Here is a 23,532-nt window from a genome sequence, read left to right on the forward strand (position 1 = left end):
CAGGCGGTCGTCCTCTCGTCCTATGAGGCGGCACCCGACGGGTGGACGGCGAGGCGCCGGACCCGGTCCGATGCCCGGGCGGCGCTCATGGACAGGACGTAGAGCAGGGCGTAGCTGATCACGTGGGCGACCGCCAGGACCGTGACGGCGACGGCGATCGACGCCCCGGAGGCCGCCGCGACGGCCGGGCCGCCCACGGTCAGGACGAGCCGCGCCGCGTCCCAGATCAGCTGGCGTCCCTGCAGTTCGAGGAGGAACAGCGTCTGCGAGATCGGGGTGACCGCGAACTCGGCGAGGTAGGCGACGGCCAGCAGCTGTGCCAGGTGTCCGGACTCGACCCACTCCGGCCCGAACACCACGCCGAACACGGCCGGGCTGAACGCCACGAGCAACACCGCGGGACCCACACCGACCGCGAGGAGCCGCAGTACGGATCGTCGGACGAACGCTGCCAGATCGCCCTGCGGACCGCGGAACCGAGCGCTGGCCTCGCCGGTGAACACCTGGTAGACGGCCTGGCCGATGACGCCTGCGGGCCCGCCCACGACGCGCACCGCCAGGCCGAGCAGCCCCGCCCGGGCGTCGCCGTACGCGGCGGCGATCACCAGGAAGGGCACCTGCAGACCCGCCGTGTTCAGCAGCTTCGACCACGACGCGACGAGCGGGAACCGTCGGTACCTGCTGACGGCCGCCACCACCTCGCGCAGCCGCGGCCTGCGCTGCCGGACCAGGCCCCCGCGGGATGCCAGGCCGCCGGTCCCCATGAGCCGGCCGACGGCGAGTCCGAGCAGCAGCCCCAGCGGTCGCACTCCGGCGAGCCCCAGCCCGACCTGGGTCACCACCTGCCCGATGCCCTGGAAGAGGTTCCGCCGGCTCAGTGCCCCGTACGTCCGGCCCCGGATCATCCACTCGGACAGCACGAGATAGCAGCCGATGACCAGCACGGTGAGCGCCACGAGCCACCAGTACGCGGCCAGCGCTGGTGCCCCGAGGAGACCCGCGAGCGAGGGGCCGAGGAACCAGGCCGCCACGGCGGTGGCGGCTGCGGTGACGAGGACCGACACGAGGCTCGCGAACGCCACCGCCGCCGCCTCCTCCTCGGTCTTCGGAATGAGGACGGCCGGCTCCAGTGACGCGGTGGAGAGGACACCGATCATGCTCACCACCGAGGTGAAGACGACCAGCAGCCCGAACTCGGCCGGGTCGTACAACCGCGACAGGAGCGGGTAGGACAGCAGCACGAGGCCCTGCCCCGCGGCACTCCCGGCGAGGATCTTGCTCAGGCCGCTGCGGATCCACCGGGAGCGCCGTAGTGATCCGAGCAGCCCCCGCACGTCAGCCGCCCGCGCTCTCGGGCCGGCACCGGAGAGCCCGGCCCGCGTGGTGCGCCGCGCCGCTCCAGAAACCGGCGCCGTAGGCGATGTGCAGGCAGCCCACCGCCGCAGGCACCCGTACCCGGACGGCGCGCGGGTGCTCCCGCTCGCGCCATGCTGCCACCGCGAGCACGCCCGCCCAGGCCACCACCCCTACCGCCCAGGTGCCGGCGACCGGGCGCATCCGCCCGCCGGCGGCGAGGGCCACCGGCCCCGCCGCGAGACCGGCGACCAGCGCCGCGGGTGCCAGATGCCGCACGGATGCGACGCGCCGGTGTTTGACCGCCGTGGCGGCCCGCCACCTGCCGTAGCCGTGGTACTGGCGCCACAGCCGCCGCAGCGTCGGTCGGGGCCGGTAGTCCGAGCGCAGCCGCGGCTCGAACCACATCCGATGGCCGGCGAGCCGCGCGCGCAGATGGAGGTCGTCGTCCTGGTTGCGCACGAGCGACTCGTCGAAGCCCCCGATCTCGTCGAAGAGGTCGCGCTTGTAGGCCCCCGGGAAAGCGGTGTCCACCCAGCCGGGACGGTCGCTGTAGTGGAACCGGGCGGGTCCGAGCCCGAGCGGCGACGACGTCGCGCGCACGATCGCCTGCGCCATCGGCGTCGCGCCCGCCTCGGCGACGGCGTCCATCCGACCGCCGACGAGTGCGGCACCGGACTCTTCGAACGCCTCGGCCAGGAGGACGGCGTAGGCCGGGTCGGTGACGCTGTGCGCACTGACCAGGCTGACCACGTCGCCGCTGGTCGAGGCGATGCCGATGTTGAAGGCGCTCGCGGCGATCCGGCGCGGGTTGTGCAGGAGCCGCACCCGTCCGTCGGCGGCGGCCAGCGCGGACACGATCTCGGTCGTGCGGTCGGTCGAACCGCCGTCGGCGACCGCCACCTCGATCCGGTCAGCCGGATAGCGTTGCTGGAGCAGGCTCCGGACGCACGCCTCTATCCCGGGCTCCTCGTCCAGAGTGGCGACGACGAAGGCGATGCTGGGCAGCTCGGTCATGGCCTGTCGGCTCCTTCCCATCCGCTTCGGGGTACGAGTGCGCAGACCACGATCGCGGCGACGAGTCCGTGGGTCAGCATCGTGGTGAAGATGCCCGAGTCGGCCAGCGCGAGCACCGGCATGACCAGGATCAGCGAGCTGACCCGGATCGAGATTCCGCGGCAGGCGTCGTCGATGAGCCAGAGGAGCACCAGCAGCACGAGGCACTCGAGGGCCATTCCGGGGTATCCGAAGTTCGCGTAGCCGTCGGCGAACAGGTTCGCGTTGGCGTGCGTGTCGGGGTTGCCGAAGAAGAGCGTGCCGACGAGCTGGGGCGGGTCCTTCCCGTAGGGGTAGGTCGAGAAGCTCGACAGGAACGAGTGCGAGAGCGCCACCTTCTCCAGATCGCCGAAGACGTGCACGTAGGCGGCCGTGAGAAGGCCCGGGGTGATCAGGAACCGCCGCACCATGATCGACGTGTAGTCCGTGGTCGAGGTCAGGTGGTCCATCAGCCACATCGCCGCGGCGAGGGCGGTGGTGCCGATCAGCGCCAGCGCGGCCGCCGGCCGCGGGCTACACCGGAACAGGAGGTAGACCACGAGCAACGCCGCCGGGGACAGCGCCGCGACCTTGTAGCCGGTGAAGGAGTAGATGAACACCTGACCGATCACGCCGCCTGCCAGCCACACCCACCGCCGACCGACCAGCCCCCGGGCCATGGCGAGCGGGTTCAGCACGTTGGCCGCAACCGGGACGACGTAGTTCAGAGCCGCGTGCGAGGTGCCCGTCTCGGCGAACTGCGCGCGCACCCCGTACACGTCCCCCAGAGAGGGCAGATCCCACCGCAGCCCGACGACGGCGATGAGGTAGGCGTAGATCGCCGCGGAGACGGCGACGAACCCGGTCCAGAACGCGGTGCCGGGCAGCCGCAGGCCCGGCAGCATGCCACGCACTGCCCGGCGTGTCCCGAACAGCGCCACCGGGAGGTAGGTGGCCGCAACCCAGCAGGCGACCTCCAGCGCCTCCCCGCGGTCGAGCACGCTCGCGTACTGCGGCACCACGATGCTCGGGGCGACGGCGACCAGGAACAGCGTCCAGGCGAAGAACTGCGAGGGGCGCGCGATCCGGCTCGGCAGGACCAGCGCAAGACCGACGACCAACGCGAGCGCGAACGTGTAGTCGAACGGGTCGGGAACGCGGTAGTCGTACCGCAGGTAGGTGAACGTCGGGACGATCGCGTGCAGGTAGACCAGGTGCAGCACACCGACGTAGGCGAGGGTCGCGGCGGCGAGCGGGAGCCTTCCGGCGAGAAGGTCGCCCACGGAGCGTGTCCCGGCGCCGACGGCGACGTCCGCCGGGTACGGCCCGCGGCGCGGACGGGTGAGGCTCATGCGGGCCGGCCCACCCGGTCGCCGAGGACCCGCGAGTACGCGGCCAGCAGTCCGCGCTCCTCGACACCCCAGTTGAAGCGGCGCGCCACCTCCGCCCGTCCCCGCTCGCCCATCTCCTGCGCCCGTTCGGGGTGGCGGGCCAGCTCCGCGACCGCCTCGCCGATGGCGCGCGGGTCCGTCGGGTCCACGACGAACCCGCACCCCGCGCTCTGCACGACGTCACGGCACTGCGGGTAGTCGGCGGCCACCACGGGGACCCCGACGGCCATGTACTCGAAGAGCTTGGTGGGCAGCACGTCGACGTACTGTCCGATCGGCTGCAGGAGGGCCAGCCCGATCCGGGCGGTGCCGATCAGGCGGCGGGCCTCCGCGGCGGAGACGGACCCACGGTGGTCGACCCGGTCCCAGCCGCTGCGGATCCGCAGCCGGTCGATCAGGTCGTCCGGGCTGTGCGGGCCCACGAGCAGCAGCCGCCAGTCCGGGGGAAGCTCGGCGTGCGGCAGCGCGTCGACCATCTGCTCGACGCCGCGGGCCCTGGTCAGCCCGCCGGCGTAGACGACGACAGGGTCGCGGTGGCGGTACTCCGGCACCTGCCGCCCTTCCGGGATGTCCTCGGGGTAGTTCCGGACCACGGTGCAGGTCGTCGCCCGGAACTGATCGGCGACCTTCGGCGATGCGGCCAGGACGTGGCTGGAGGTCCTGTCCGCGAACCGGCAGAGGAAGCGCGCGACGGCCGCGACCGCGGGCTTGACCGCCCGCGGGAGGTACTCCTTCTCCAGGACCTGCAGCGGCAGGTCCTCGTGGGCGTCGTAGATCACCTCGGCCCCACGCAGGCGCAGCAGCGGGACCAGCGGGATCAGTTCCGGGTCGTGCAGGTGGTAGAGCGCGGCCCGCATGGACCACGCGCGGACCGCGACCCGGGGGACGTCCACGAGCAGCCTGGCCAGCCGGCCGCGGCCGGACCCGACCGGCACGACCCGGACGTCCCCGACCGTCGTCTCGGCGTCGGCGACGGCCAGCAGGACCACGTCGTAGCCGTGCCGCGCCAGGGACAGACACATCCGGCGGAAGATGCGGGAGTCGTCCCAGAAGTGCACGGTCGACACGTGGACGACGATCGGGCGGATGCCGGGCATGGATCCCTCTCTCGCGTCTCGGGCGGCCGGTCAGCGCCGCGCGGCGGTCGCCGGGAGGGCACCGGCCGCGGCCCAGCGCGCGCGGGTTGCGACAGCGACCTCCGTGGCCGTGGTCCACCGGTCGCCGGCGTCGAGCACGGCCCAGTAGGCCTCGGCGAAGCCGCGACCCAGCGTCGTGCCGGGGACCGCGACGTCGTGCCAGAGGACGGCCGTCCCGCCCCAGCCGTCCGCGCCGGCCCCGCGCAGGACGTCGACGGCGATCCCCGGCCACTCCTCCGGTACGTCGCTCACGCGGCCGAGGGCGCGCTCCATGACCACGAGCGGGATCTCCACGAGCCGGCGCGGACGCTCCCGCTCCAGGTCGTAGGGCAGGAACGGGAACGCAGCACCGTGGCGGTAGCCGACCACGTCGGGATGGCCGCGCGTGGAGTCCCATTCCGCGCCGATCCCCTCGAGCGCGGTGAACAGCTCCGCGCCCCGGTGCCGCAGCCAGTGCTGGCGGCACCCGGTCGCCGGGTGGCCGGCCGCGGCGAGCAGGGCGAACTCATGGGCCAGCTGCCCTGGCCGTTCGAGGCTGCGGTAGCTGCCGTGCACCGCGAGCTCGTGGCCGTCCTCGGCGATGCGACGCAGGGTCTGCCGCACCAGCGGCTCGTCCAGCCGGTAGCCGGGGTCGCGGCGGTGGGTGCTCTCGGCGACGACGGTGTAGGTGGCGCGCACGTTCCGCGCCGCCTCCCCGGCCAGCAGGTCGTCTACCCCGTTGACAACCGGCCGACGGCGTCGGATCCGGTGCGCGGCGGCACCCACGATCTGCAGCCCGGTGCGCGGGCGCCGCTCCTGGACGAGCGCGATGCCGACGTTGCGCGCCACCCGGCGGGTGTTCACCAGACGGTCCGCGGAGAGGTGGTCCATGTCGTGCGAGGCCACGAACGTGCGCCCCGGCCCGAACGGCGACGGTGGCGTGGGCGGGAGCCGGGGCAGCGCGGCGCGCACCGCCGCGTGCAGCCGGGCGAGCCACCGGTTGGCCCACGGGATCGTCCGGTCGATGTCGTGGCTGCCGGCCAGGGTGTGCTCGGGCGGCACGCGCCCCACGTCGTCCAGGGCCGTGCACGCCTGCTCGTGCGGGGCGGCCAGCCACTCGAAGACCTCACCGAGGACGTCCGGTTCCCCGGTCGGGGCGAGATGGAAGCACGGCATGCCGTCCTGCCACGACGGCGCGGGGGCCGGCTGCGACTCCGGCCGGGGCCGGTACCCGGCAGGGAGTACGACGTCCGCGTGCTCGTCGACGTCGCCGTGGGCCACGCACACGTCGGCCGGGTGGTCGTCGACGACGCGGATGCCGTACAGGGCCGCGTACGCGCTGAACGCGTACCGCACCCGGGCATCGGTCCGCGGGTCACCGGGTGCGACGACGAGCCGGGCGGTCGGCGTGGCGGTCATCGGCAGCTCCCTCGCCCTCGGCCGGCCTCCGCGTGTCGCGCCGGATCGGGACGGGCACGAACGCAGGCCGGTGACGCCTTCGACCTCGCCCGCGGTTCGCCGCGCGTTACCGCCGTCCACCGGCGCGGCGCCCCAGCGCGGTCGCCGTGTCGACCATCCGGCGGGCCGGGGACCCCACGTCCGCGTCGTCCGCGCCGGCCGCCCGCCGGGACCGCATCTGCCGCGCGGCCCAGACCGGCCGAAGCCGGGCACTCGTCCGGGTGACCATGAAGTAGGTCTCCTGCCGGCCGCCGAAGTTGCGGAAGTAGCGCTCGACCCCGGGGAGCATGGACCCCTCGAAGTCGAAGCGGTCGACGTGCTTGGCGGCGTCGCGGATCAGCTCCCACATCAGCAGGCTGCCGGCCCCGCTCGAGCGCAGCTCCGGGTCACCGCCGCCGCCCAGGTACCAGGCGCGCCGGTCGTCACGGGCACACAGCAGCGAGGCATGGACCCGGCCGTCGGAGTCCACGGCGGTGAGCACCGTGCCGCGCTCACGGGCGAGCGTCGCGGCGACCACGCGGTCGAGTGCCGCGGGGTCGTAGGGGACGTCGAGCCGCTGCCGGCGGAACGTCGCACCGACCATGGGCCGTAACCGCTCGGCCGACTCGTCCCGCTCGATCGTGAGCTGCTGCCCGGCGCTCTTGATGACGCGCCGGGTACGGCCGGAGAAGCCGCGCCACACGTCGTCCAGGTCGGCCAGCCCGTCGATGACGTAGGAGACCTGCGGCTCGACCTCGAAGCCGCGCCGGTGGAAGGGCAGCCAGCTCTGCAGGTCCGGGTGCAGGGACTGGCGGACGAGGTCGGCCGGGGGCAGCTGGTCGAGCAGCCCGTCGACGAGATGGTCGAACCGACGTAGCCGTGTCTCGGTACGCCCGTCGGCGATCTCGACGAGCGGGCCGAGCCGCGTCGAGAGCGGCGGCGGGAGCAGCAGCCGCAGCCCGTAGCGACGACGGTCGACGTAGGGCAGCCGCGCGACGGCGTGACCGTTCTCCTCGATCCGGGCCTCCGACCAGCCGCTCGGCGCGACCGCGTCCAGCCACCAGGGTTCATGGAACAACGAGGGCATCACGCGGAGAAGGGTGACACAGCTCACCGTCCCCGGTCGCCGATCGACACCGCTCCACCGTCTAGACCGAGCTCATCCGTTCGACGAGTGCGGCGTACCAGCGCTGCTCCCGGACAGTGCGCAGGTGCGAGTCGTTGTGCCAGAGAATGCCCAGCGTGCCGCGGTAGCGGCGGCACTCGTCGGCGATCCGCGAGACCGCGGCGAACGCGGCGTCGGGAGACAACGACATGTAGCCGAAGAGGGTCACGTCCATGACCTGGAGCGGCCGCTCGCGCAGTGTCGAGGGGCGGCGCCCGGCGAGATCGAAGACCGGGAACTCGCGGGAGGTCCCGGTCCGGAAGCCGACGGCATCCGCGTAGGCCACGGTGCTGTCGTACGCGAGGCCGGCGGCCTCCCAGTTCCGCCATGTGGACAGCGTCCACTGAAGATAGTGCTGACGGCCTCCCCACCGGTCCTGGTGGACGCCCTGCCGCTCGGCCACCTCGCGCAGCCCCGCGAACTCCGTGGCGGTCCGTTCCGGGTCGCGGTAGGTGCCGAACCCCGCGTGGTAGCCCACCTCGTGGCCGCGTTCGTGCACGCGCCCGATCAGCTCCCGGATCCACGGATGCCCGAGGGTGTAGAGCGCGCCGGAGGCGACGTCGGTCCGGGTGTGGGACTGGAAGTAGAACGCCGCTCGGAGCCCGTGGCGCTCACTGGTCCGCATCAGGAGGTCGAACGTGTTGTGCGGGTCCCTGCGGTGGTCGGCGCGTCGCGCGAGCAGCGAGTGCGCCCGCCGGCCGGCCAGCCCGGGGCTCCGCCGGAGCACGAGGTCGGCGGCGAACTGGCGCGCGACGTCGGCCGGGCGACGCCCGAGGACGGCAAGTGGGTCGTCGACATCGTGACTCAGCAGCACCTCGTAGGAGCGGTCACGACGGCGCAGCCGGGGCCAGAGCCGCTCGAAGGCGAGCCACAGCACCTCGACGTAGGCGTCCGCGACGGGCGTGACGATCAGGTCGGCGCTCCCCGTCGTCGACGCCGCCGCCGGAAACCGCCCGTAGCGGTCCCGGTCGACGAGCACTGCCTCCTCGTATCTGCTGAGCAGGAAGAACACGCCACCGAAGACGTCGACCCCGAGCGTCATCCCGTCCGGGTCCGGCGTCACGAGCGCCCGCGCCGGCGGCGTCGCGCCGTAGAGCACCGGGATCGGCTGACCCGGCCGCAGGGCCGTGGACCCGGGGTCGTCGACCGCCAGACGGGCGATCGGCGCCGCGGGAAGCGACGCGGGCGCGAGCCAGTCCTCGACGCGGGTGCCGAACAGGGACTCCGGCACGACGACCCGTCGGGCGTTCTCGTCGCCATCGAGCCGGATCCGGACATCGGAGCGGTCGGCCTGCTCCAACCGCCACTCCAGGCCGAGCCAGTCGCCGAGCACGACGTCGAGGACGTAGCGACGCTCGGCGCCGTACCCGCTCGGCGTCTCCACGACCAGCGTCATCGCAGCTCGTCCGGCAGGCCCGGATGAGCCGTCGGATCGGCGGGTCCGTGCATGGCGCGGACCTTATCCCGGGTAACGATCGTGTGCGGCGGTCCGAGTGCGAGGGGCATACGGGCGACGACCTGTTGGAGGGACGCCAGATGTTGCCTGACCGCATGACCATCCTCGTGATCGCTCCGCACACGGACGACGGGGAGCTCGGTGCCGGTGGTTCGATCGCCCGGTGGGTCGAGGAGGGGCACGAGGTCCACTACGTCGCCCTGTCCGCATGCGAGTCCTCGGTCCCGGACCACCTGCCCTCGGACGTACTGCGCACCGAGGTCGCACTGGCCACGAAGGAGCTCGGGATCCAGCCGGGCCGGGTCCGGGTGCTCGACTTCGAGGTACGCCGGTTCCCGCGCGACCGCCAGGAGGTCCTGCAGGTGATGGTCGACCTCAACCGTGATCTCCGCCCCGGCCTGGTGCTGCTGCCGGGCGCCGACGATCTGCACCAGGACCACCAGGTCGTGGGCGCCGAGGGCCTCCGCGCGTTCAAGCACACGTCGGTGCTCGGCTACGAGATCGCGTGGAACAACACGGCCTTCCGCACCGCCTCCTTCGTCGCGCTCGAGGAGCGCCACGTGGAGGCGAAGATCGCCGCGCTCGGCTGCTACGGGTCGCAGGCGCACCGCCCGTACGCCTCCGCCGACTTCCTCCGCTCCCAGGTGCGCTTCCACGGTGTCCGGGCCGGCACGACCTTTGCCGAGACGTTCGAGGTGCACCGATGGATCCTGTGATCACGTCAATCCCGATCAGACGGAGTCGTCGATGACACCGCAGCAGTACCTCGAGCTCTTCCGGGAGCGTTGGATGGTCGTCGTCGCCGGGCTCCTGCTGGGCATCCTGGTGGCACTCGGCGTGGTGGTGGCCGGCCCGACCGTGTACCCCTCGTCGGTGACGATGGTCGTGTCGAGCCGCTCGTCGCCCGACCTGGCCACCGCGATCGAGGGCGACCAGCTCTCGACCCAGCGGATGCAGACCTACATCCAGCTGCTCACCAGCACACGCCTCCTGGGTGAGGTGGCATCGGACCTCCAGCTCGGCGTGACCGGCGACGAGCTCGCCGAGCGCGTGACCGCCTCGGCCGAACCGGAGACGATCCTGCTGACCGCGACCGTCACCGATCCGGCACCCGCCCGGGCTGCGGAGATCGCCAACGCCCTGGCGGCCCGGTTCGTGCAGGACGTCGCTGAGGTGGAACAGCCCGCCGATCCCACTCTGGACCCGCTCGTCACCGTCAAGGTGTACGAGCCCGCCGTGCCCTCGACCGACCCGGCCTCCCCCCGTCCCGCGCTCACCGTGGCACTGGGCGCCGTCATCGGGCTGATCGTCGGCGTCGGGGCGGCGGCCACACGGCAGTGGTTCGACACCCGGGTGCGCACCCGCCGCCGGCTCGGCGAGGTACTGCGGGCGCCGGTCCTGGGGGAGCTCTCCGTCGCCCGCGCTGCCGAGTCCGAACCGTTGCTCATGCTGGCCGACTCGCGGGGGCCCCGCGCAGAGGAGTTCCGACGGCTGCGCACCAACCTGCAGCACGTCGTCCTCGACCGCGGCCACAAGGTCATCATGGTCACGAGCCCGTCGATCGGTGACGGGAAGACCACCGTGGCGTGCAACCTGGCCTGCGCGCTGGCCGGTGCGGGCCGGCGCGTGCTCGTCGTCGAGACGGACCTTCGGTGCCCGCACGCCGCCGACCTCTTCCGGGTCGAGGCGGGGGTCGGCCTGACCGACGTGCTCGCCGGCCGCGCACGGCTGGGCGGCGTCGTTCGGCGCTGGTCGGAGGGCGTCGACGGGGTGGCGAGCGGTCCGCTGCCCACGCATCCCGGCGAGATGCTCGGCTCCCCCAGCCTGCGTCGGATGCTCGCCGATGCCCGCGCCCGCTACGACGTCGTGCTCGTGGATGCCTCACCGATGCTGGCGGTGGCCGACGCCGCGGTCGTGGCCGCCCACGTCGACGGCGTCCTCCTGGTGGTCCGCCACGGCACGGCGGCGCGGTCGGTCGAGGAGACGAAGGATTCCCTGGACATCGTCTCCGGCAGGCTGCTGGGAACGGTCCTGACGATGAGCCCGGCACGCCGTGGGCACGCCGGCGACACCGGCGTCATGCCGGAGCGCGAGCCGTCTCCACGTCCGGCCGGTCCGGCTCGCCCGACGGCCGAACCGGCACCCGTACCGGTACCGGCGCCCCGGCCGGCGGTCGTGGCCATGCCTGCCCGGCAGGAACCTGGGTCCCCCGGCGAGGCCTCGCCCCCGGAGGCTCCGCGAGAGACGGCATCTCCGGACGAGCCCGATGACGGCCCCCACGATGCGGCTCCCCGCACCACGGTCCCCGAGCGCGGAACCGCCGATATGTAGCAGCAGTCCTATCCCGCGCCGGTGCGCCGGTCGCGCAGCAGGCCCAGGGCATCCACCGCCAGTGCCGAGCCCAGTACCGCGACGACCGCGGCGCAGAAGCCGCCGATCGCATCGGTCGGGTAGTGGACGTCTCCGGCGACGAGGAGGAAGGCCATGCTGCCGCCGAGGAGCACGGCCCCGGCGGCGACGAGCAGACCGGCGGCAGCGGGACCGGGCCGCATCACGCTCACCACCACCAGGGCCGCGACCAGGCCGAGCGCGGTGGCGCCGCCGGCGTGGCCGCTCGGATAGGCGAAGTCGCCGTCGAGAGTCCGCCCGATCAGGGGTTTCGACACCGTCGTGAGCAATCCGGCCAGGCCCGGGCCGACGACGGCGACCACGGCGAGCCTGCGCAGCCGCAGCGCCACACAGATCCCGGCCAGCAACAGGGACAGCACGACGACCGACCAGGCGTCGCCCACACCCATCAGCAGGTCCCCGCCTCGGGTGTCCCCCGGGCCGATCGAGTCGATCAGTGACTGTGATCGGTTGTCGAGCCGTCCCGGTGTCGAGTTCCCGGCATAACGCCAGGCCAGCAGGACGAACACGACCCCGGACAACGCCACCGCGACGGCCGCCTGGCGACGCAGGGCGTGGGGCAGGGCGGACGGCGAGGATTGCAGAGTGCCCATACCGTCAGAGTACCGACCGAACGCCTTTCCCTCGCGCACGATTCAGCACGAATCCCGGGAAGATCTACTCCTCCCGAATTCGTGATCCATAAGGATCGGGCGATTCATGCGCCACAGGAATCCGTCAATTCTGATGAACCGATCGGTCCGGTCTGCGCGGATACTCACGATCAGCCGCGACGATTCCGACGAGGGACGGGCCATGCCGACATTGCACACTCACGTGGAGGCCACCTCAGCGCGACGTCGGCGCCGGTCCACCTCTCCCGAGTGGGGCGTCCCCGCCCCGCACGGCTCGACCCGCCGGCGGTCGCCGCGGAAGCGGGCCGGGGAGGAGCCGACGGGCAGGCGGGGGGACCCACCGGCACGCCGCTGCCGGTGCGGACACGGCAGGGACAACCACCTGCACTACCGCCACGGCGACGAGTGCGGCATCTGTGGCGCGACGGTGTGCTCGCGGTACCGCCCGTGCAGGGACTGGCTCCGTGTCCTCAGATGGTTCGGCCGTCTCTACGGTTAGTGGCGACCCGCCGCCACCGACCGCGGAGCCAGTGAACTGCTGTCAGAACGAACCCAACGGATTTCGGACTCTGGCGATCGTGATCGCATCCGGTTCGGACGATGACGTTCTGATCCGCGGGCCTGCCGCGCTCGCCCGGCTCGAACGGCGTCCCGAGTGCGGCTGGCGGCCCGTCGGGTCAGCTGCCGCCCCGCGGCGCCAGCGGCCCGTCCACGGGCGGCTCGCCGGGAAGTGTCCGGCGCCCCTTAGCCGCCAGGCCGTCGAGCATCACGGTCAAGCTGCGCCGCCAGTGCGCCGGAGTACCCATGATCCCCAGCACGTCCACCGGGGACGCGGCGGCCTGGACGAGCACGAGGACGTCGCGCCACGTGACGTCCTCGCGGATCGACCCGACGCGCTGTGCGCGCGCCGTCAGCTCGGCCAGGGCGTCGCGAATCTTTGTCACATGCGGCACGAACACGTCCGAGTGGTACACGTCGGAGCCGGCGATGAACTCCGCAAGCCCGCGGTTCGACACCCACTGCTCGACGAGCGCAGCCAGGAACTCCTCCAGGTCGCGCACCGGCTCCGTGCCGGCAAGAGCCCGGTCCGCCGCGGCGTTCGACTCCAACATCACGTCCAGCAACGTCGCTTCGAGCAACGCTTCCTTCGATCCGAAGCGCCGGTACAGCGTGCCGACACCGACCTCCGCCCGAGCGGCGAGTTCAGCGCTGCTGATATCCAGGCCTTGCTCGGCCACCATCACCTTCGCCGCCGCCAGCAACCGGCGGCGCTTCCGTCGCGAATCGGCGCGCTCGACGACGGCGGGCTCGGACTGCTCGGGACGACCGTTGGGCACGGCCCCAGCATAAGCGATCGGACGACGGTCGTCCGCGCACTTGCGTCGCCCGGACCGATCGCGGCGACCGCCTCGAACGTGCGTGGTGTCACGGTGTCCCCGGCGCCAAGGGTGCCGAACCTCCACGGCCAGGCGCCGAGCCGGACCGGCATCTCCGGCGGACCCGGCGTCGGCGTCTTTGTCGGGAGTGCCCGCGCGCCCGAGAACGGACGACTTGATTTCGTACGGAACGAGCACGTCCGTTTGGGCTAGAGTACGTCCATGGCCGACAACGACGTCATCGAACTCGGTGCGCTGCCCCCGGACACGAGCCACGAGGAGATGCGCCGGATCCTCGGTCTCCCTGGCGCTCGGTGCGAGTACCACATCGAGACCGACCTGGAGACGCCCACCCGCGACGGACACACGTTGCGAGCGGACCACTACGTCCCCGACGTGGACGGGCCCTCGGCGACCGTCCTGGTGCGCTCGCCCTACGGGCGGACCTTCCCGCAGACCCATCTGTTGGCAGCGATCTACGCGGCGAGCGGCTACCACGTGCTGTTCCAGAGCTGCCGGGGGACCGCCGGATCGTCGGATTTGTTCCAGCCGATGGTCCGCGAGACCGAGGACGCCCAGGACACCGTCGCATGGCTGCGCGAGCAGCCTTGGTTCGACGGCAACCTCGCCACGGCCGGCGCCTCCTACCTCGCGTTCACCCAGTTCGCGCTGCTGCAGGACCCGCCGCCGGAACTGCGGGCCAGCGTGCTCGTGATGGGTCCGTACGACTTCGCCCGCGTCGCGATGGAGAACGGAATCTTCCAGCTCGAGACTTGGCTCGGCTGGAGCACGCTCATGGCCGACCTGCGGGAGGCCATCGCCGCGGGAGGTGTCGAGCAGGCATTCGGGCACAAGCAGCTCGACTATCTGAGCCTGCCCCTCGGCGACGCCGCCGACACCGTCATGCACGGCGACGCCCCCTGGTACCGGGACTGGCTGCGACACCCCGACCTGACAAAAGAGTTCTGGGACGGCTACCGGGCCACCGAGGCCCTGCAGCGCGTGCGGACGCCGGTGCTGCTCGTCGGCGGCTGGCAAGACGTGTTCGTCGACCAGACGGTCGAGGCCTTCCGGGTGCTGCGGGAGCGCGGGGTGGACGCCGCCCTGACCGTCGGCCCCTGGAAGCACCTGGAGCTCACGAGCGCCGCCGCACCGACCGTCGCCCAGGAGTCGTTGGCGTGGCTGGACCGCCATCTGTACGACAAGGGGCCCAGTCGCCCGCCATTGCGGCTCTACGTCACCGGGGCCGACGAATGGTCCGAGCCTGCCGAGTTCCCGACCGCGACGAGCACCTGGCGCGTCGTGTTCCCGGCGACGATCGGCGCCGTCCGGGAGGGCCCCGGCGACGACGGGGCCAGCCGGTTCACCTTCGACCCCGCCGACCCCACACCGGTGTACGGCGGGCGTCGCAACGACGTCGCAGCCGGCAGCGTCGACAACACCGAGCTCGAGAAGCGCGAGGACGTCCTGGTCTTCACCGGCGACCGGCACGACACGGACCTGGAGATCGTCGGCGTGCCGGTGGCGGAGGTCCGTCTCACGAGCGACAACCCCCACGGCGATCTTTTCGTGCGGCTCTGCGACGTGGACGAGCACGGCGGCTCGACGAACTTCACCGACGGTATCGCGCGGCTGGATCCGACGGTTCCGGCCGGCACGGCGCAGACAGTACGCGTCACGCTGGACCCCTGTGCCCACCGGATCCGCCCCGGGCACCGGCTCCGCATGCAGATCTCGGGCGGGGCGCACCCGCGGTTCGCGCGCAACCTCGGGACGGGCGAGCCGATCGAGACGGCGACCGCGCTGCGGCCGTCGACCCGGACCGTGCACCACGCGGGGACGGCGGTCACACTACCTGTCCACGGCGGGGAGTGAGCCTTTGCCAACCTGATCAAGCGTTGGCGGTCATGAGGGTCTGAACTGCGGCGATGAGCTTGTCCGCGGTGTTCGGGCTGGAGCGGATCTTCCGCAGGACTCGCCAGTTCTTGAGCTCGGCGTTGGCCCGCTCACCGGGTCCGCGGCGGCGGGCGTGGGCGGTGTTCCCCGTGGGCCTTGTGCTTCCCGGAGTAGAACGCCCGGTCGTACCCCGATGCCATCCCGACCCGGTCGATGCGCAGCAACGTGCCGTCGAGGATCACGAACGCCTTGCGCTTGGCGACCTCGATCGCCTGCTCGAGAGTCGGCGCCTTCGCCGCGAGTAGGTCGAGACCCCCGCGGATGTAGCGGTACGCCGTCGAGGTGCCGACCCTGAACCCGCAGGCAGCTCGGCGTAGGTGTCGTTCTTGCGCAGGTGCGCGACCACGAGCAGGGCCTGACGGCTGGCGGCTGGCGGGAAGCTTCCGCCACCGGGTCCCGCGCTCGTTGCGGCGGCCGCGCAGCAGGTCCGCGAGCAGGTTGAGCGCGCGGCTGGACATGGTCATCCCGGACGGGTAGGACAGCACCTGAAGCTCCTGGTTGGACGTTCTGGTCTCAGCAACCGCCCGTCTACCAGGAGCTTCACCCATTTGTGGCTACGCCACGCCGCGCACGCCCTGACCTGCCCGTCCAGCAGGTTGGCAAAGGCTCAGTACGTCCATCAGCGACCGCACGGCCTCGAACGTCAGTTGCGTGGCACGGCGGAAGTCCTCCGGCGAGCCGCCCATCGGGTCCGGGATGCGGTCGTCGTCCGGGGCGGCCGACGTCCCGCGCAGGCTGGACGTCGCCCCGAGCAGCCGCGGAGCCTACTGAGAGGCGACGGCGGGCGATGCCGGGCCTCTGTTCGGGGGCATCAGCTCGCGTGCAGCTCGTCGGCGATCACCCAGCGGCCGCCGTCGGCCTCGATCTCCGGCAGAGCGCGGCGCACCTCGGGCAGGAGGTCGGCGACGAACAGCAGCACGGTGTCCGGTCTCGCGGCGACCATCTCGTCCGGCGCGGTGATCGGGACACCGCTACCCGGCATCCGTCGACCGTGCTTGGCGCCTCCCCCGTCGGCGATCGACGGCAGCAGCTCCGGTCCCACACCGGCCCGGCAGAGAAGTGCCACCGCGCGGGATGCGGCGCTGTAGCCCCACACCGTGCGGCCGGCCGCACGCTCGGACTCGATGAACTGCCGCAGGCCGTCGGACATGTCGTCGGCGGCGCGTTGCAGGCCGCGCACGATGTCGGCCTTCAGCATCCCGGCCGCATCCTCCGAGGCGATCAGGTCGGACAAGGCCTGGTCGCGCACACCCTCGCGGCGGGCGGCGAGCAGGACGCTGCCGCCGTAGAGCGGGAACCACCAGGCCGTGGTCGGCGTCCAGCCTGCGGATTCCAGCATCCCGGCCAGGGCGGGCGTCGAGTAGTAGGCGAAGTGGCCGTGGCGCAGTGCGTTCCACTGCCCGCCGGCGACGATCGAGGCCAGCGTGTGGAACTGGAACAGCACCACGCCGTCCGGCTTGAGCAGCGACGTCCGGCGTTCCAGCGCGGCGGCCTGGTCGGCGTCGTGCATATAACCGAGGTTGTCCACCACGACGTCGGCGAGCTCGCCCGGTTCCGGCGCCCGCGCGCCGTAGCGGGCGAGGATGTCCCACCAGGACCCGCCGTGCGGGCTGCCGAACTCCACCAGCACCGTGCCCTCGCCGACGATCCCGGCGGCGGCCATCCTCGCGACCGCGTCCTCGGCCTGCTGCACCAGAGCGTCCGGCTCGAGGCCGGGCTCCTCCTCGGTGGTGTCCGGGTCCTCGACCAGCTGGGCGAGGTGGCAGCGCCCGCACATCCACATGCGCAGCGGGTGCAGCGGGTCCTCGGCGGGGTCGCCGGCTTTCGGGAAGACCTTGGCGGTGGGCTGGCGCCCGGCGTCGAGCACGATCTCACCGTGGCCAGATCCGCAGAACCGGCAGCGGATGTCGGTGATCAGGTCGTCGTCGGGCATGGCGCTCCTGGAGAGGTGGGCGGTCAGCGTCGGGCGGGGCCGATGTCGAGCGAGTGGAGGAACTCCGCCCAGCTCGGGGCGTTGCGGTCGCGGTCGCTCAGCTCGGACGGCGGCATCGGCCAGGTGATGCCCAGGTCCGGGTCGTCGTGGCGGACGGCGAGGCCTTCCTCGGCGACGTGCGGGCGGTCGATCGAATAGCACATGTCGGCGACCTCGCCGGTCACCTGGAACCCGACCAGCATCCGGCGCGGCACGTACACCGAGACCATGTCCTCGTCGTCGAGGGTCAGGCTCACGTGCCGGCCCAGCGTCGGCGACTCCGGCCGTGCGTCCACGATCGCCACGAACGCCGAGCCGTGCGCGCAACGGACGATCTTGGCCTCACCACCGCTGGAGCGACCGTGCAGGCCGCGCAGCACGCCGTGGCGGCTACGGGACTGGCTGTCCTGCACGAAGTCGGCCCGCACGATGCCCCAGCGCTCGGCCACGGTGTCGTCGTAGGTGCGACTGAAGAATCCGCGGTCGTCGCGGTGCGGTGCGGGCCGGAACATCAGTACGCCCGTGAGGTCTGTCTCGAGAACGTCCACTGACGGGGTTCGTCCTTTCTCGGTGGATAGTTCGCTACAGCACCTGCGGCCGGGGTACCGGCACGATGAGGCGTCCGCCGGCCTCGGTCCAGGCCTGCTGCCGGCGCCCGATCCCCTCGGCGAAGTTCCAGGCCGGCAGCAGCACGTTGTCGCCGCCGATCCAGCATGGCCTGAGGGTCCATGATGGGTACCCGCGCCCCCGGCATCAACTCGTCCCGCCCGTGGACGTTTCGACCCATCACGAAGCCGGCGCTGTTCGCTCGATCCCGGACCAGTTCAGCGGCGTCGCCGCACGTCTGCGGCAAGGCGGTCGTCACGCCCGCTCAGGAAGGGGTGTCGGCGAGGGACTGCGACGGGTTCGCGTCGACGTACTGCGCCACGCTGCCGTTGCGGATCGATCCCCACAGGCCCTTCGCCTTGTCCTCGTCGAGGTAGACCACCGGCTGCTCGCCCTCCCGCCCCAGGCCCGCGACCGGGCTGGTCACGAAGCTGATCCCGGACGAGCGCAGGTCGCGGTACTGCACGGCCAGGCTCGCCAGGCCGGTGTTGCTCAGGGTGTCGTCGATGCTGACCGTGTTCCCGACACTCTGCGAGAGGTCGTAGAGCGCGAGCGGGTTCGACGACGCCTGCTCCTGAACCCTGCTCAGCAGCGCGCGCAGTGCGTTCTGCTGGCGTTTCGCGCGGTCGATGTCGCCGTTCGGGAGGTCGTAGCGCTGGCGGACGTAGGCCAGCGCCCGGGCACCGTCGAGATGGTTGGGGCCGGCCGCGAAGTCGACGCCGGCGTTGCTGGTCGCCTCGGCGAGGTTCACGTCGATGCCGCCGACGGAGTCCACCAGGGTCTGGAAGCCGGCGAAGTCGATGACGCCGAAGTGGTCCACCCGCACGCCGGTCAGGCCCTCGACGGTCCGGATCAGCAGGCTCGGGCCACCGAACGCATACGCGGCGTTGATCTTGTTCATGCCGCGGCCGGGAACGTCGACCCAGCTGTCACGCGGGATGGAGACGACCGAGCCGGTGGTGCCGTCCGGCTGCACGGTGGCCAGCATGATCACGTCGCTGCGCTGCGAGCCCGCGTCCGCGGGGGCGCCCGAGCCGGTGGTCGCCCCGGTGGCGCGGGTGTCGGTGCCGACGAGCAGGAACGTGCTCCCGCCGAACGTCGCCGGTCGGTTCGCGTCCTGCAGGTCGCGGAACGCGTCCGGGATCCGGGAGATGTCGTTGCCGATGCTCTGGGTCAGGGCGAAGATCGCACCGGCCGCGGCCAGGACGAGGACCAGGACGGCGACGAGCAGCCCGATCAGCACGCGGCGGCCGCGGCGCGGTGCCGTGCGTCCGGACATGCCGGGGCCGTGATCGTCCGAGCGGTCGCGCATTCGGGCACCTCCACGCTGTGGGCCCTTTCGGCCCTCGTCACGCTGTGTTTCTCCGGCCCGGCCGACGGCGTTACGTGACGGGTGCGTGGTCGTCACGGGGACGATCCGGCCGCGACCGGACTTATCCGTCTATTCCCGCGACGAGAAGCGATCATCAATTTTGGGGACCACTTCATGGTCACAACGGGTCACGTGATCTCGACCCGGCAATCGTGAAGATCGAATGAAATCTGCGGCCCACCGCGGTCATTCACTTCCCGTCACGCTCAGTTCCACTCCCGGTCCACACCCGACTCCCCTGCGCCGCATCGCCGCTGGTCGCGAGGATCTGACCGCGTCGACACGCACGGTGACGTGATCACAGCACGCAGTCGGCCGCGAGCCCCCGATTGAGCCGGCAATTCCGAGATCGGGACGAGTACACGTTCTCAGCGTCACCCGAAAGTGTTATCGTCAGCGGCGTTCGGCCACGGAGAGCCACATCTTCGAAGCCCAGGCCGGCCTCCATCTCTCGAGTCGTCGTACGCCGCTGTCGGCGTGGGGCTCAGGTGGTGTGTCCCACGAGAAGGGTCATCGGGGTGCACGAGGCAGACAGCACGGCCTTCCCTGTCGACACGGTCACGGTTCCCGAGTTCCCCGTCCCCTCACTGGTGACGCCTCCGCCCCCGCCGACCGAGCCGACCGGGACACCGGCCCGGCCCTCGATCCGGCTGTTGCGCAGGCTCGACGAGCGCTTCAGCGGGCTGACGGTCCTGCTCGTGCTCGCCGACCTCGCCGCCCTGTCCGCCGCGCTGCTCCTGGTCGGCGCGAACCCGGTGAGCCCGGCCGTCGCCGTGGCCGCGGGCCTGCTGCTGTGCTGCCGGGCGTCGGCGCGGATCTACCGGTCGCGGTTGCGGCTGTCCTGGTTCGACGACCTGCCGCGCGAGCTCGTCGCCGTCACCGCGGCCGTGGGGCTGTTCGTGATGGGTGGCCTGGTCCTCGACCTCGGACGCGGGATGGTCCCCGCACTGCCGGGGGTGCTCGTCGCCGCGCTGCTCGGGCTGCTGCTGCGCGCCGGGGTGTTCCAGATCGCCCGGATCGCGCGCCGCAGCTTCGGCCACGGCGACCGCACCGTGGTGATCGGCACCGGGCGGCTGGCCACCGACCTCACCCAGGCGATGCTCGAGCACCCCGAGTTCGGGCTGCGCCCGGTCGGGCTGGTGCGCACCGGGCGGGGCGACGACCCCGCCGACGTCGACCTGCCGGTGATCACCGAGCCGCTGGTGCCGGCCGTCGTCCGGACCCGCGCCGCGAGCGTGGTGTTCGCCTGCCCGGACGTACCGGACGAGGACACCCTCGACGCCGCGATCCAGGTGCGCCGCGTCGGCGCCACCGTGCTGATCGTGCCCCGGATGTTCGAGCTCTACCACGACGGCGCCGGTGTCGAGCGGCTGCGCAGCTTCCCCCTCGTCCGGCTGGCCTCGGACCCGACCCGGCGTCCGACGTGGTGGATCAAGCGCGGCCTGGACGCGGCAGCCGCGCTGCTCGGCCTCGCACTGGTCTCGCCGCTGCTGCTCGCCGCCGCGGTCGCGATCCTGGTCGAGAGCGGGCGTCCGGTCTTCTTCTCGCAGCTGCGGGTGGGCCTCGACGGCGAGCCGTTCACCCTGTTCAAGCTGCGCAGCCTGCGCCCGGCCGACGACTCCGAGCAGCAGACACTGTGGTCGGTGGCGCGCGACCCGCGGGTCGGGCCGGTCGGTCGGTTCCTGCGCCGCACCTCGCTCGACGAGCTGCCGCAGCTGTGGAACATCGTGCGCGGTGACATGAGCCTGGTCGGGCCGCGCCCGGAGCGCCCGTCGTTCGTGGCGCAGTTCTCCGAGACCCACGACCGCTACGCCGCGCGGCACCGCGTACCCGCGGGACTGACCGGCTTGTCGCAGGTCAACGGCCTGCGCGGGGACACCTCGATCGCCGACCGGGTGCGGCACGACAACTACTACATCGCGAACTGGTCGCTGTGGCTCGACGCCCGCATCCTGCTGCTCACCGCGCGCGAGGTGCTGCGCCGCGGGCAGCACTGAGCCCACAGCACGTGTCAGCCCGTCAACCGCCGCTTCACCGGGCCCAGCACCCGCCGCAGCGGGGCGATGTGCGGCCAGAGCCGGTCCAGCAGGCGCCGGCGGGGGACGTCGACGAACGCCCGGTCGCGGTCGTGCGCGCGCAGCGCCGCGGCCGCGACCCGCTCCGGGGTCTGCCAGCGATCCGCCGGGACGTCGTCGACGGGGGCGCCGTGGCGGTCGTGGAACGGGGTGCGGACGTAGCCGGGCCGCACGCACGTCACGACGACGCCGTGCGGGCCGGCCTCGGCGCGCAGCGTGCGGGTCAGGTGCTCCACGGCGGCCTTCGTCGCGGCGTAGACCGGGTGCTGCGGCGCCGGGTAGTCGACGGCCGAGCTGGAGACCGTGACGATCCCGCCGCTCCCGCGGGCGAGCATGCCGGGCAGCGCCGAGCGCAGCAGGCAGGCCACCGCCGTCAGGTTCACCTCGACGGTCTCGCGCAGGTCCGGCTCACCCACGTCGACCAGGGAGCCGATCGCGCCGGTACCGGCGTTGGCGACCAGCAGCGCGACCGGGGTGCCCGGGTCGGTCAGGAATGCCTGCACCGCGGAGAGGCCCGCCGGGTCGGACAGGTCGGCGGCCAGCGTGCGCGACGACGGCACCCGCGCGGCGACGGCGTCGAGCCGGCCCTGGTCGCGGCCGACCAGCAGCACCTGGTGACCACGGCGTCCCAGCTCGACGGCGAACGCCGCGCCGATCCCGCTCGACGCCCCCGTCACCACGGCCCAGCCCCTACCGTCCGGCACAGCGGCTCCTCCCCGAGCGCCGTCCCCGACACCGCGGCACGAATCTCGACATGATCGGACGTATGGACTCTAGGCGGCGTTCCTCCGTGCTTCGACCCCATGGCCGGATCGTCGTCGCGCTGTCACTCGCGGCGTTCGTGCTGGCCGGGTGCGCAGCGGGCGTCCCGACGAGGCACACCGAGCCGACCGGGCGCGTACCGCAGCCGGACCCGGCCGTGTGCGGGCTGTGGAACGCGATCGGCGCCGTCCCGACCGAGGCCCAGCTCGTCGACGCGGCGCAGCGCTACCAGGTCGTCATCCTCAACGCCTGGGAGGTGGCCGCCCAGAAACGGCTCAAGGCGCTGAACCCCGCGGTCACCGTGCTCGTCTACAAGGACCTGTCCTCGACCCGCAGCTACGAGACGGCCACCGCGCACGGCGGGCTGCTGCCGACCGGCGTCGACTTCACCGCGACCGGGCGCGACCATCCCGAGTGGTTCGCGACCGACACCGCGGGCGCCCGCATCGAGTGGGCGCCCTACCCGCAGCACTGGCAGATGGCCGTCTGGAACCCCGACTACCAGCGGGAATGGGCGTCGTCGGTGACCGCGGAGGCCGTCCGCGACGGGTGGGACGGCGTGTTCGCCGACAACGACTTCGCCAGCCTGGGCTTCTACTCCGACGCCGTGCTGGCCGGGACGTCCTCGCGTGCGGAGACCGACCGGCTGATCCGGGACGGGCTGGACCGGATGATCGGCGTCGCCGGCTCGGCGCTGGCCGGGAGCGGGAAGCTGCTGATCCCGAACCTGTCCGAGGCCCGGCTGCACCCCGGCCGCTGGACCGAGCACGCGCGCTTCGGCGGGGCGATGGAGGAGAACTTCGCGCAGTACGCCGGGGACGAGCTGCTCACCTGGCAGGGACCGCAGTGGGACGAGATGATGCGCACCTCCTCCGACGGTAGGCACCTGACCCTGCTGGTCACGAAGACCGCGGGCGTGCAGGAGTCGTCGGGTGGCGCGGCGGAGCGGGCCGGGTTCGCCGGAGCGGCGCTGCTGGCCGGGGACCGGACGTGCTGGACCGGCCCGGAGGCCGGCGACTACTCCCGTCCGGCGTTCTCGGGGTACCAGTCGCTGGCTCTCGGCGAGCCCCGCGGACCGGCCGAGCAGCAGAGCTCCGGGGTGTGGACGCGGGAGTTCACCGGGGGCTGGGTCGCGCTGAACCCGGGTGCCGAGGATGCGACCGTCACCCCGCCGGCCGGGCTGAGCACCACCGACGGCACCCCGATCACCGGCGACCTGACCGTCTTCGCCTCCGACGGCGAGGTCCTGGTGCGACGCTGACCGGCCTCGGCCGCCGTCGCACGGCCATGAGGCCCGCGCAGGCACCGAACCGCACATGATCAGCAGTTCGGTACCGATTCCGGCCACCGGTGGCCACGATCGGTACCGAAGCACCGATCATCGGCGTCTCGGACCGCGGCGGCACCGGCCGGCCGATGGTCCCCAGGATCCCCGGGC

The 23,532-nt window shown here is 72.4% G+C and carries 19 protein-coding genes and 1 pseudogene; 5 read left to right on the forward strand and 15 right to left on the reverse strand.

What is annotated here, in order from left to right:
* Window positions 1–20 precede the first annotated feature (20 nt).
* From I4I78_RS03845 to I4I78_RS03875, 7 genes are all read right to left on the reverse strand, one after another.
* Window positions 21–1,334, reverse strand: a complete 1,314-nt coding sequence (locus I4I78_RS03845; protein WP_218609778.1) for a lipopolysaccharide biosynthesis protein — start codon at window positions 1,332–1,334, stop codon at window positions 21–23.
* Between the two features lies 1 nt (window position 1,335).
* Window positions 1,336–2,370 (reverse strand): glycosyltransferase family 2 protein, encoded by a 1,035-nt coding sequence (locus I4I78_RS03850; RefSeq protein ID WP_218609779.1) that lies wholly within the window; start codon window positions 2,368–2,370, stop codon window positions 1,336–1,338.
* Complete coding sequence (locus I4I78_RS03855; protein ID WP_218609780.1) at window positions 2,367–3,740, reverse strand: hypothetical protein; 1,374 nt, start codon at window positions 3,738–3,740, stop codon at window positions 2,367–2,369. The genes I4I78_RS03850 and I4I78_RS03855 overlap by 4 nt, the downstream gene beginning before the upstream one ends.
* The gene (locus I4I78_RS03860; protein ID WP_218609781.1) at window positions 3,737–4,876 is read right to left on the reverse strand and encodes a glycosyltransferase family 4 protein; all 1,140 of its coding nucleotides are present in this window, start codon (window positions 4,874–4,876) and stop codon (window positions 3,737–3,739) included. Before I4I78_RS03860 ends, I4I78_RS03855 begins: the two co-directional genes overlap by 4 nt.
* 30 nt (window positions 4,877–4,906) lie before the next feature.
* The gene (locus I4I78_RS03865; RefSeq protein WP_218609782.1) at window positions 4,907–6,313 is read right to left on the reverse strand and encodes a hypothetical protein; all 1,407 of its coding nucleotides are present in this window, start codon (window positions 6,311–6,313) and stop codon (window positions 4,907–4,909) included.
* Window positions 6,314–6,419: 106 nt separating this feature from the next.
* Window positions 6,420–7,418 carry a GNAT family N-acetyltransferase gene (locus tag I4I78_RS03870; protein ID WP_226379047.1) on the reverse strand — a complete coding sequence of 333 codons (999 nt, stop codon included), beginning with the start codon at window positions 7,416–7,418 and terminating at the stop codon, window positions 6,420–6,422.
* A 61-nt stretch (window positions 7,419–7,479) separates the two neighbouring features.
* Entirely contained in the window at window positions 7,480–8,892 is a 1,413-nt protein-coding gene (locus tag I4I78_RS03875; RefSeq protein ID WP_218609784.1) for a polysaccharide deacetylase family protein, read from the reverse strand.
* Window positions 8,893–9,047: 155 nt separating this feature from the next.
* Between I4I78_RS03875 and I4I78_RS03880 the strand changes: the two genes are divergently transcribed.
* Entirely contained in the window at window positions 9,048–9,668 is a 621-nt protein-coding gene (locus tag I4I78_RS03880; protein ID WP_218609785.1) for a PIG-L deacetylase family protein, read from the forward strand.
* 31 nt (window positions 9,669–9,699) lie between these two features.
* Window positions 9,700–11,283, forward strand: a complete 1,584-nt coding sequence (locus I4I78_RS03885) for a polysaccharide biosynthesis tyrosine autokinase (protein WP_218609786.1) — start codon at window positions 9,700–9,702, stop codon at window positions 11,281–11,283.
* Between the two features lie 8 nt (window positions 11,284–11,291).
* Here I4I78_RS03885 and I4I78_RS03890 read toward each other — a convergent pair whose 3' ends face one another.
* The gene (locus tag I4I78_RS03890; protein WP_218609787.1) at window positions 11,292–11,954 is read right to left on the reverse strand and encodes a hypothetical protein; all 663 of its coding nucleotides are present in this window, start codon (window positions 11,952–11,954) and stop codon (window positions 11,292–11,294) included.
* A 698-nt stretch (window positions 11,955–12,652) separates the two neighbouring features.
* On the reverse strand, window positions 12,653–13,312 hold the full coding sequence (locus I4I78_RS03895) for a TetR/AcrR family transcriptional regulator (protein WP_218609788.1): 660 nt from the start codon (window positions 13,310–13,312) through the stop codon (window positions 12,653–12,655).
* 261 nt (window positions 13,313–13,573) lie between these two features.
* On the opposite strand from I4I78_RS03895, the gene I4I78_RS03900 reads away from it, so the two are divergent.
* On the forward strand, window positions 13,574–15,226 hold the full coding sequence (locus I4I78_RS03900; protein WP_218609789.1) for a CocE/NonD family hydrolase: 1,653 nt from the start codon (window positions 13,574–13,576) through the stop codon (window positions 15,224–15,226).
* 167 nt (window positions 15,227–15,393) lie between these two features.
* On the opposite strand, the pseudogene I4I78_RS03905 reads toward I4I78_RS03900, so the two are convergent.
* From I4I78_RS03905 to I4I78_RS03925, 5 genes and pseudogenes are all read right to left on the reverse strand, one after another.
* Window positions 15,394–15,792: pseudogene (locus tag I4I78_RS03905) on the reverse strand (transposase family protein); the annotation flags it as partial.
* Between the two features lie 326 nt (window positions 15,793–16,118).
* A complete protein-coding gene (locus I4I78_RS03910; protein WP_218609790.1) occupies window positions 16,119–17,240 on the reverse strand; it encodes a class I SAM-dependent methyltransferase in 1,122 nt (373 codons plus the stop codon).
* 23 nt (window positions 17,241–17,263) lie between these two features.
* Window positions 17,264–17,827 carry a dTDP-4-dehydrorhamnose 3,5-epimerase family protein gene (locus I4I78_RS03915; RefSeq protein ID WP_218609791.1) on the reverse strand — a complete coding sequence of 188 codons (564 nt, stop codon included), beginning with the start codon at window positions 17,825–17,827 and terminating at the stop codon, window positions 17,264–17,266.
* 34 nt (window positions 17,828–17,861) lie between these two features.
* On the reverse strand, window positions 17,862–17,972 hold the full coding sequence (locus tag I4I78_RS03920) for a hypothetical protein (RefSeq protein ID WP_218609792.1): 111 nt from the start codon (window positions 17,970–17,972) through the stop codon (window positions 17,862–17,864).
* 178 nt (window positions 17,973–18,150) lie between these two features.
* Entirely contained in the window at window positions 18,151–19,164 is a 1,014-nt protein-coding gene (locus tag I4I78_RS03925; RefSeq protein ID WP_218609793.1) for an LCP family protein, read from the reverse strand.
* 683 nt (window positions 19,165–19,847) lie between these two features.
* On the opposite strand from I4I78_RS03925, the gene I4I78_RS03930 reads away from it, so the two are divergent.
* On the forward strand, window positions 19,848–21,254 hold the full coding sequence (locus tag I4I78_RS03930; RefSeq protein WP_218609794.1) for an exopolysaccharide biosynthesis polyprenyl glycosylphosphotransferase: 1,407 nt from the start codon (window positions 19,848–19,850) through the stop codon (window positions 21,252–21,254).
* Between the two features lie 14 nt (window positions 21,255–21,268).
* Here the strand turns inward: I4I78_RS03930 and I4I78_RS03935 are convergent, their stop codons facing one another.
* The gene (locus tag I4I78_RS03935) at window positions 21,269–22,036 is read right to left on the reverse strand and encodes an SDR family oxidoreductase (RefSeq protein ID WP_218609795.1); all 768 of its coding nucleotides are present in this window, start codon (window positions 22,034–22,036) and stop codon (window positions 21,269–21,271) included.
* A gap of 86 nt (window positions 22,037–22,122) precedes the next feature.
* On the opposite strand from I4I78_RS03935, the gene I4I78_RS03940 reads away from it, so the two are divergent.
* Window positions 22,123–23,355 (forward strand): putative glycoside hydrolase family 15 protein, encoded by a 1,233-nt coding sequence (locus I4I78_RS03940; RefSeq protein ID WP_218609796.1) that lies wholly within the window; start codon window positions 22,123–22,125, stop codon window positions 23,353–23,355.
* Window positions 23,356–23,532 lie beyond the last annotated feature (177 nt).

The organism is Pseudonocardia sp. KRD291 (assembly GCF_019263595.1).
Lineage (GTDB): Bacteria > Actinomycetota > Actinomycetes > Mycobacteriales > Pseudonocardiaceae > Pseudonocardia.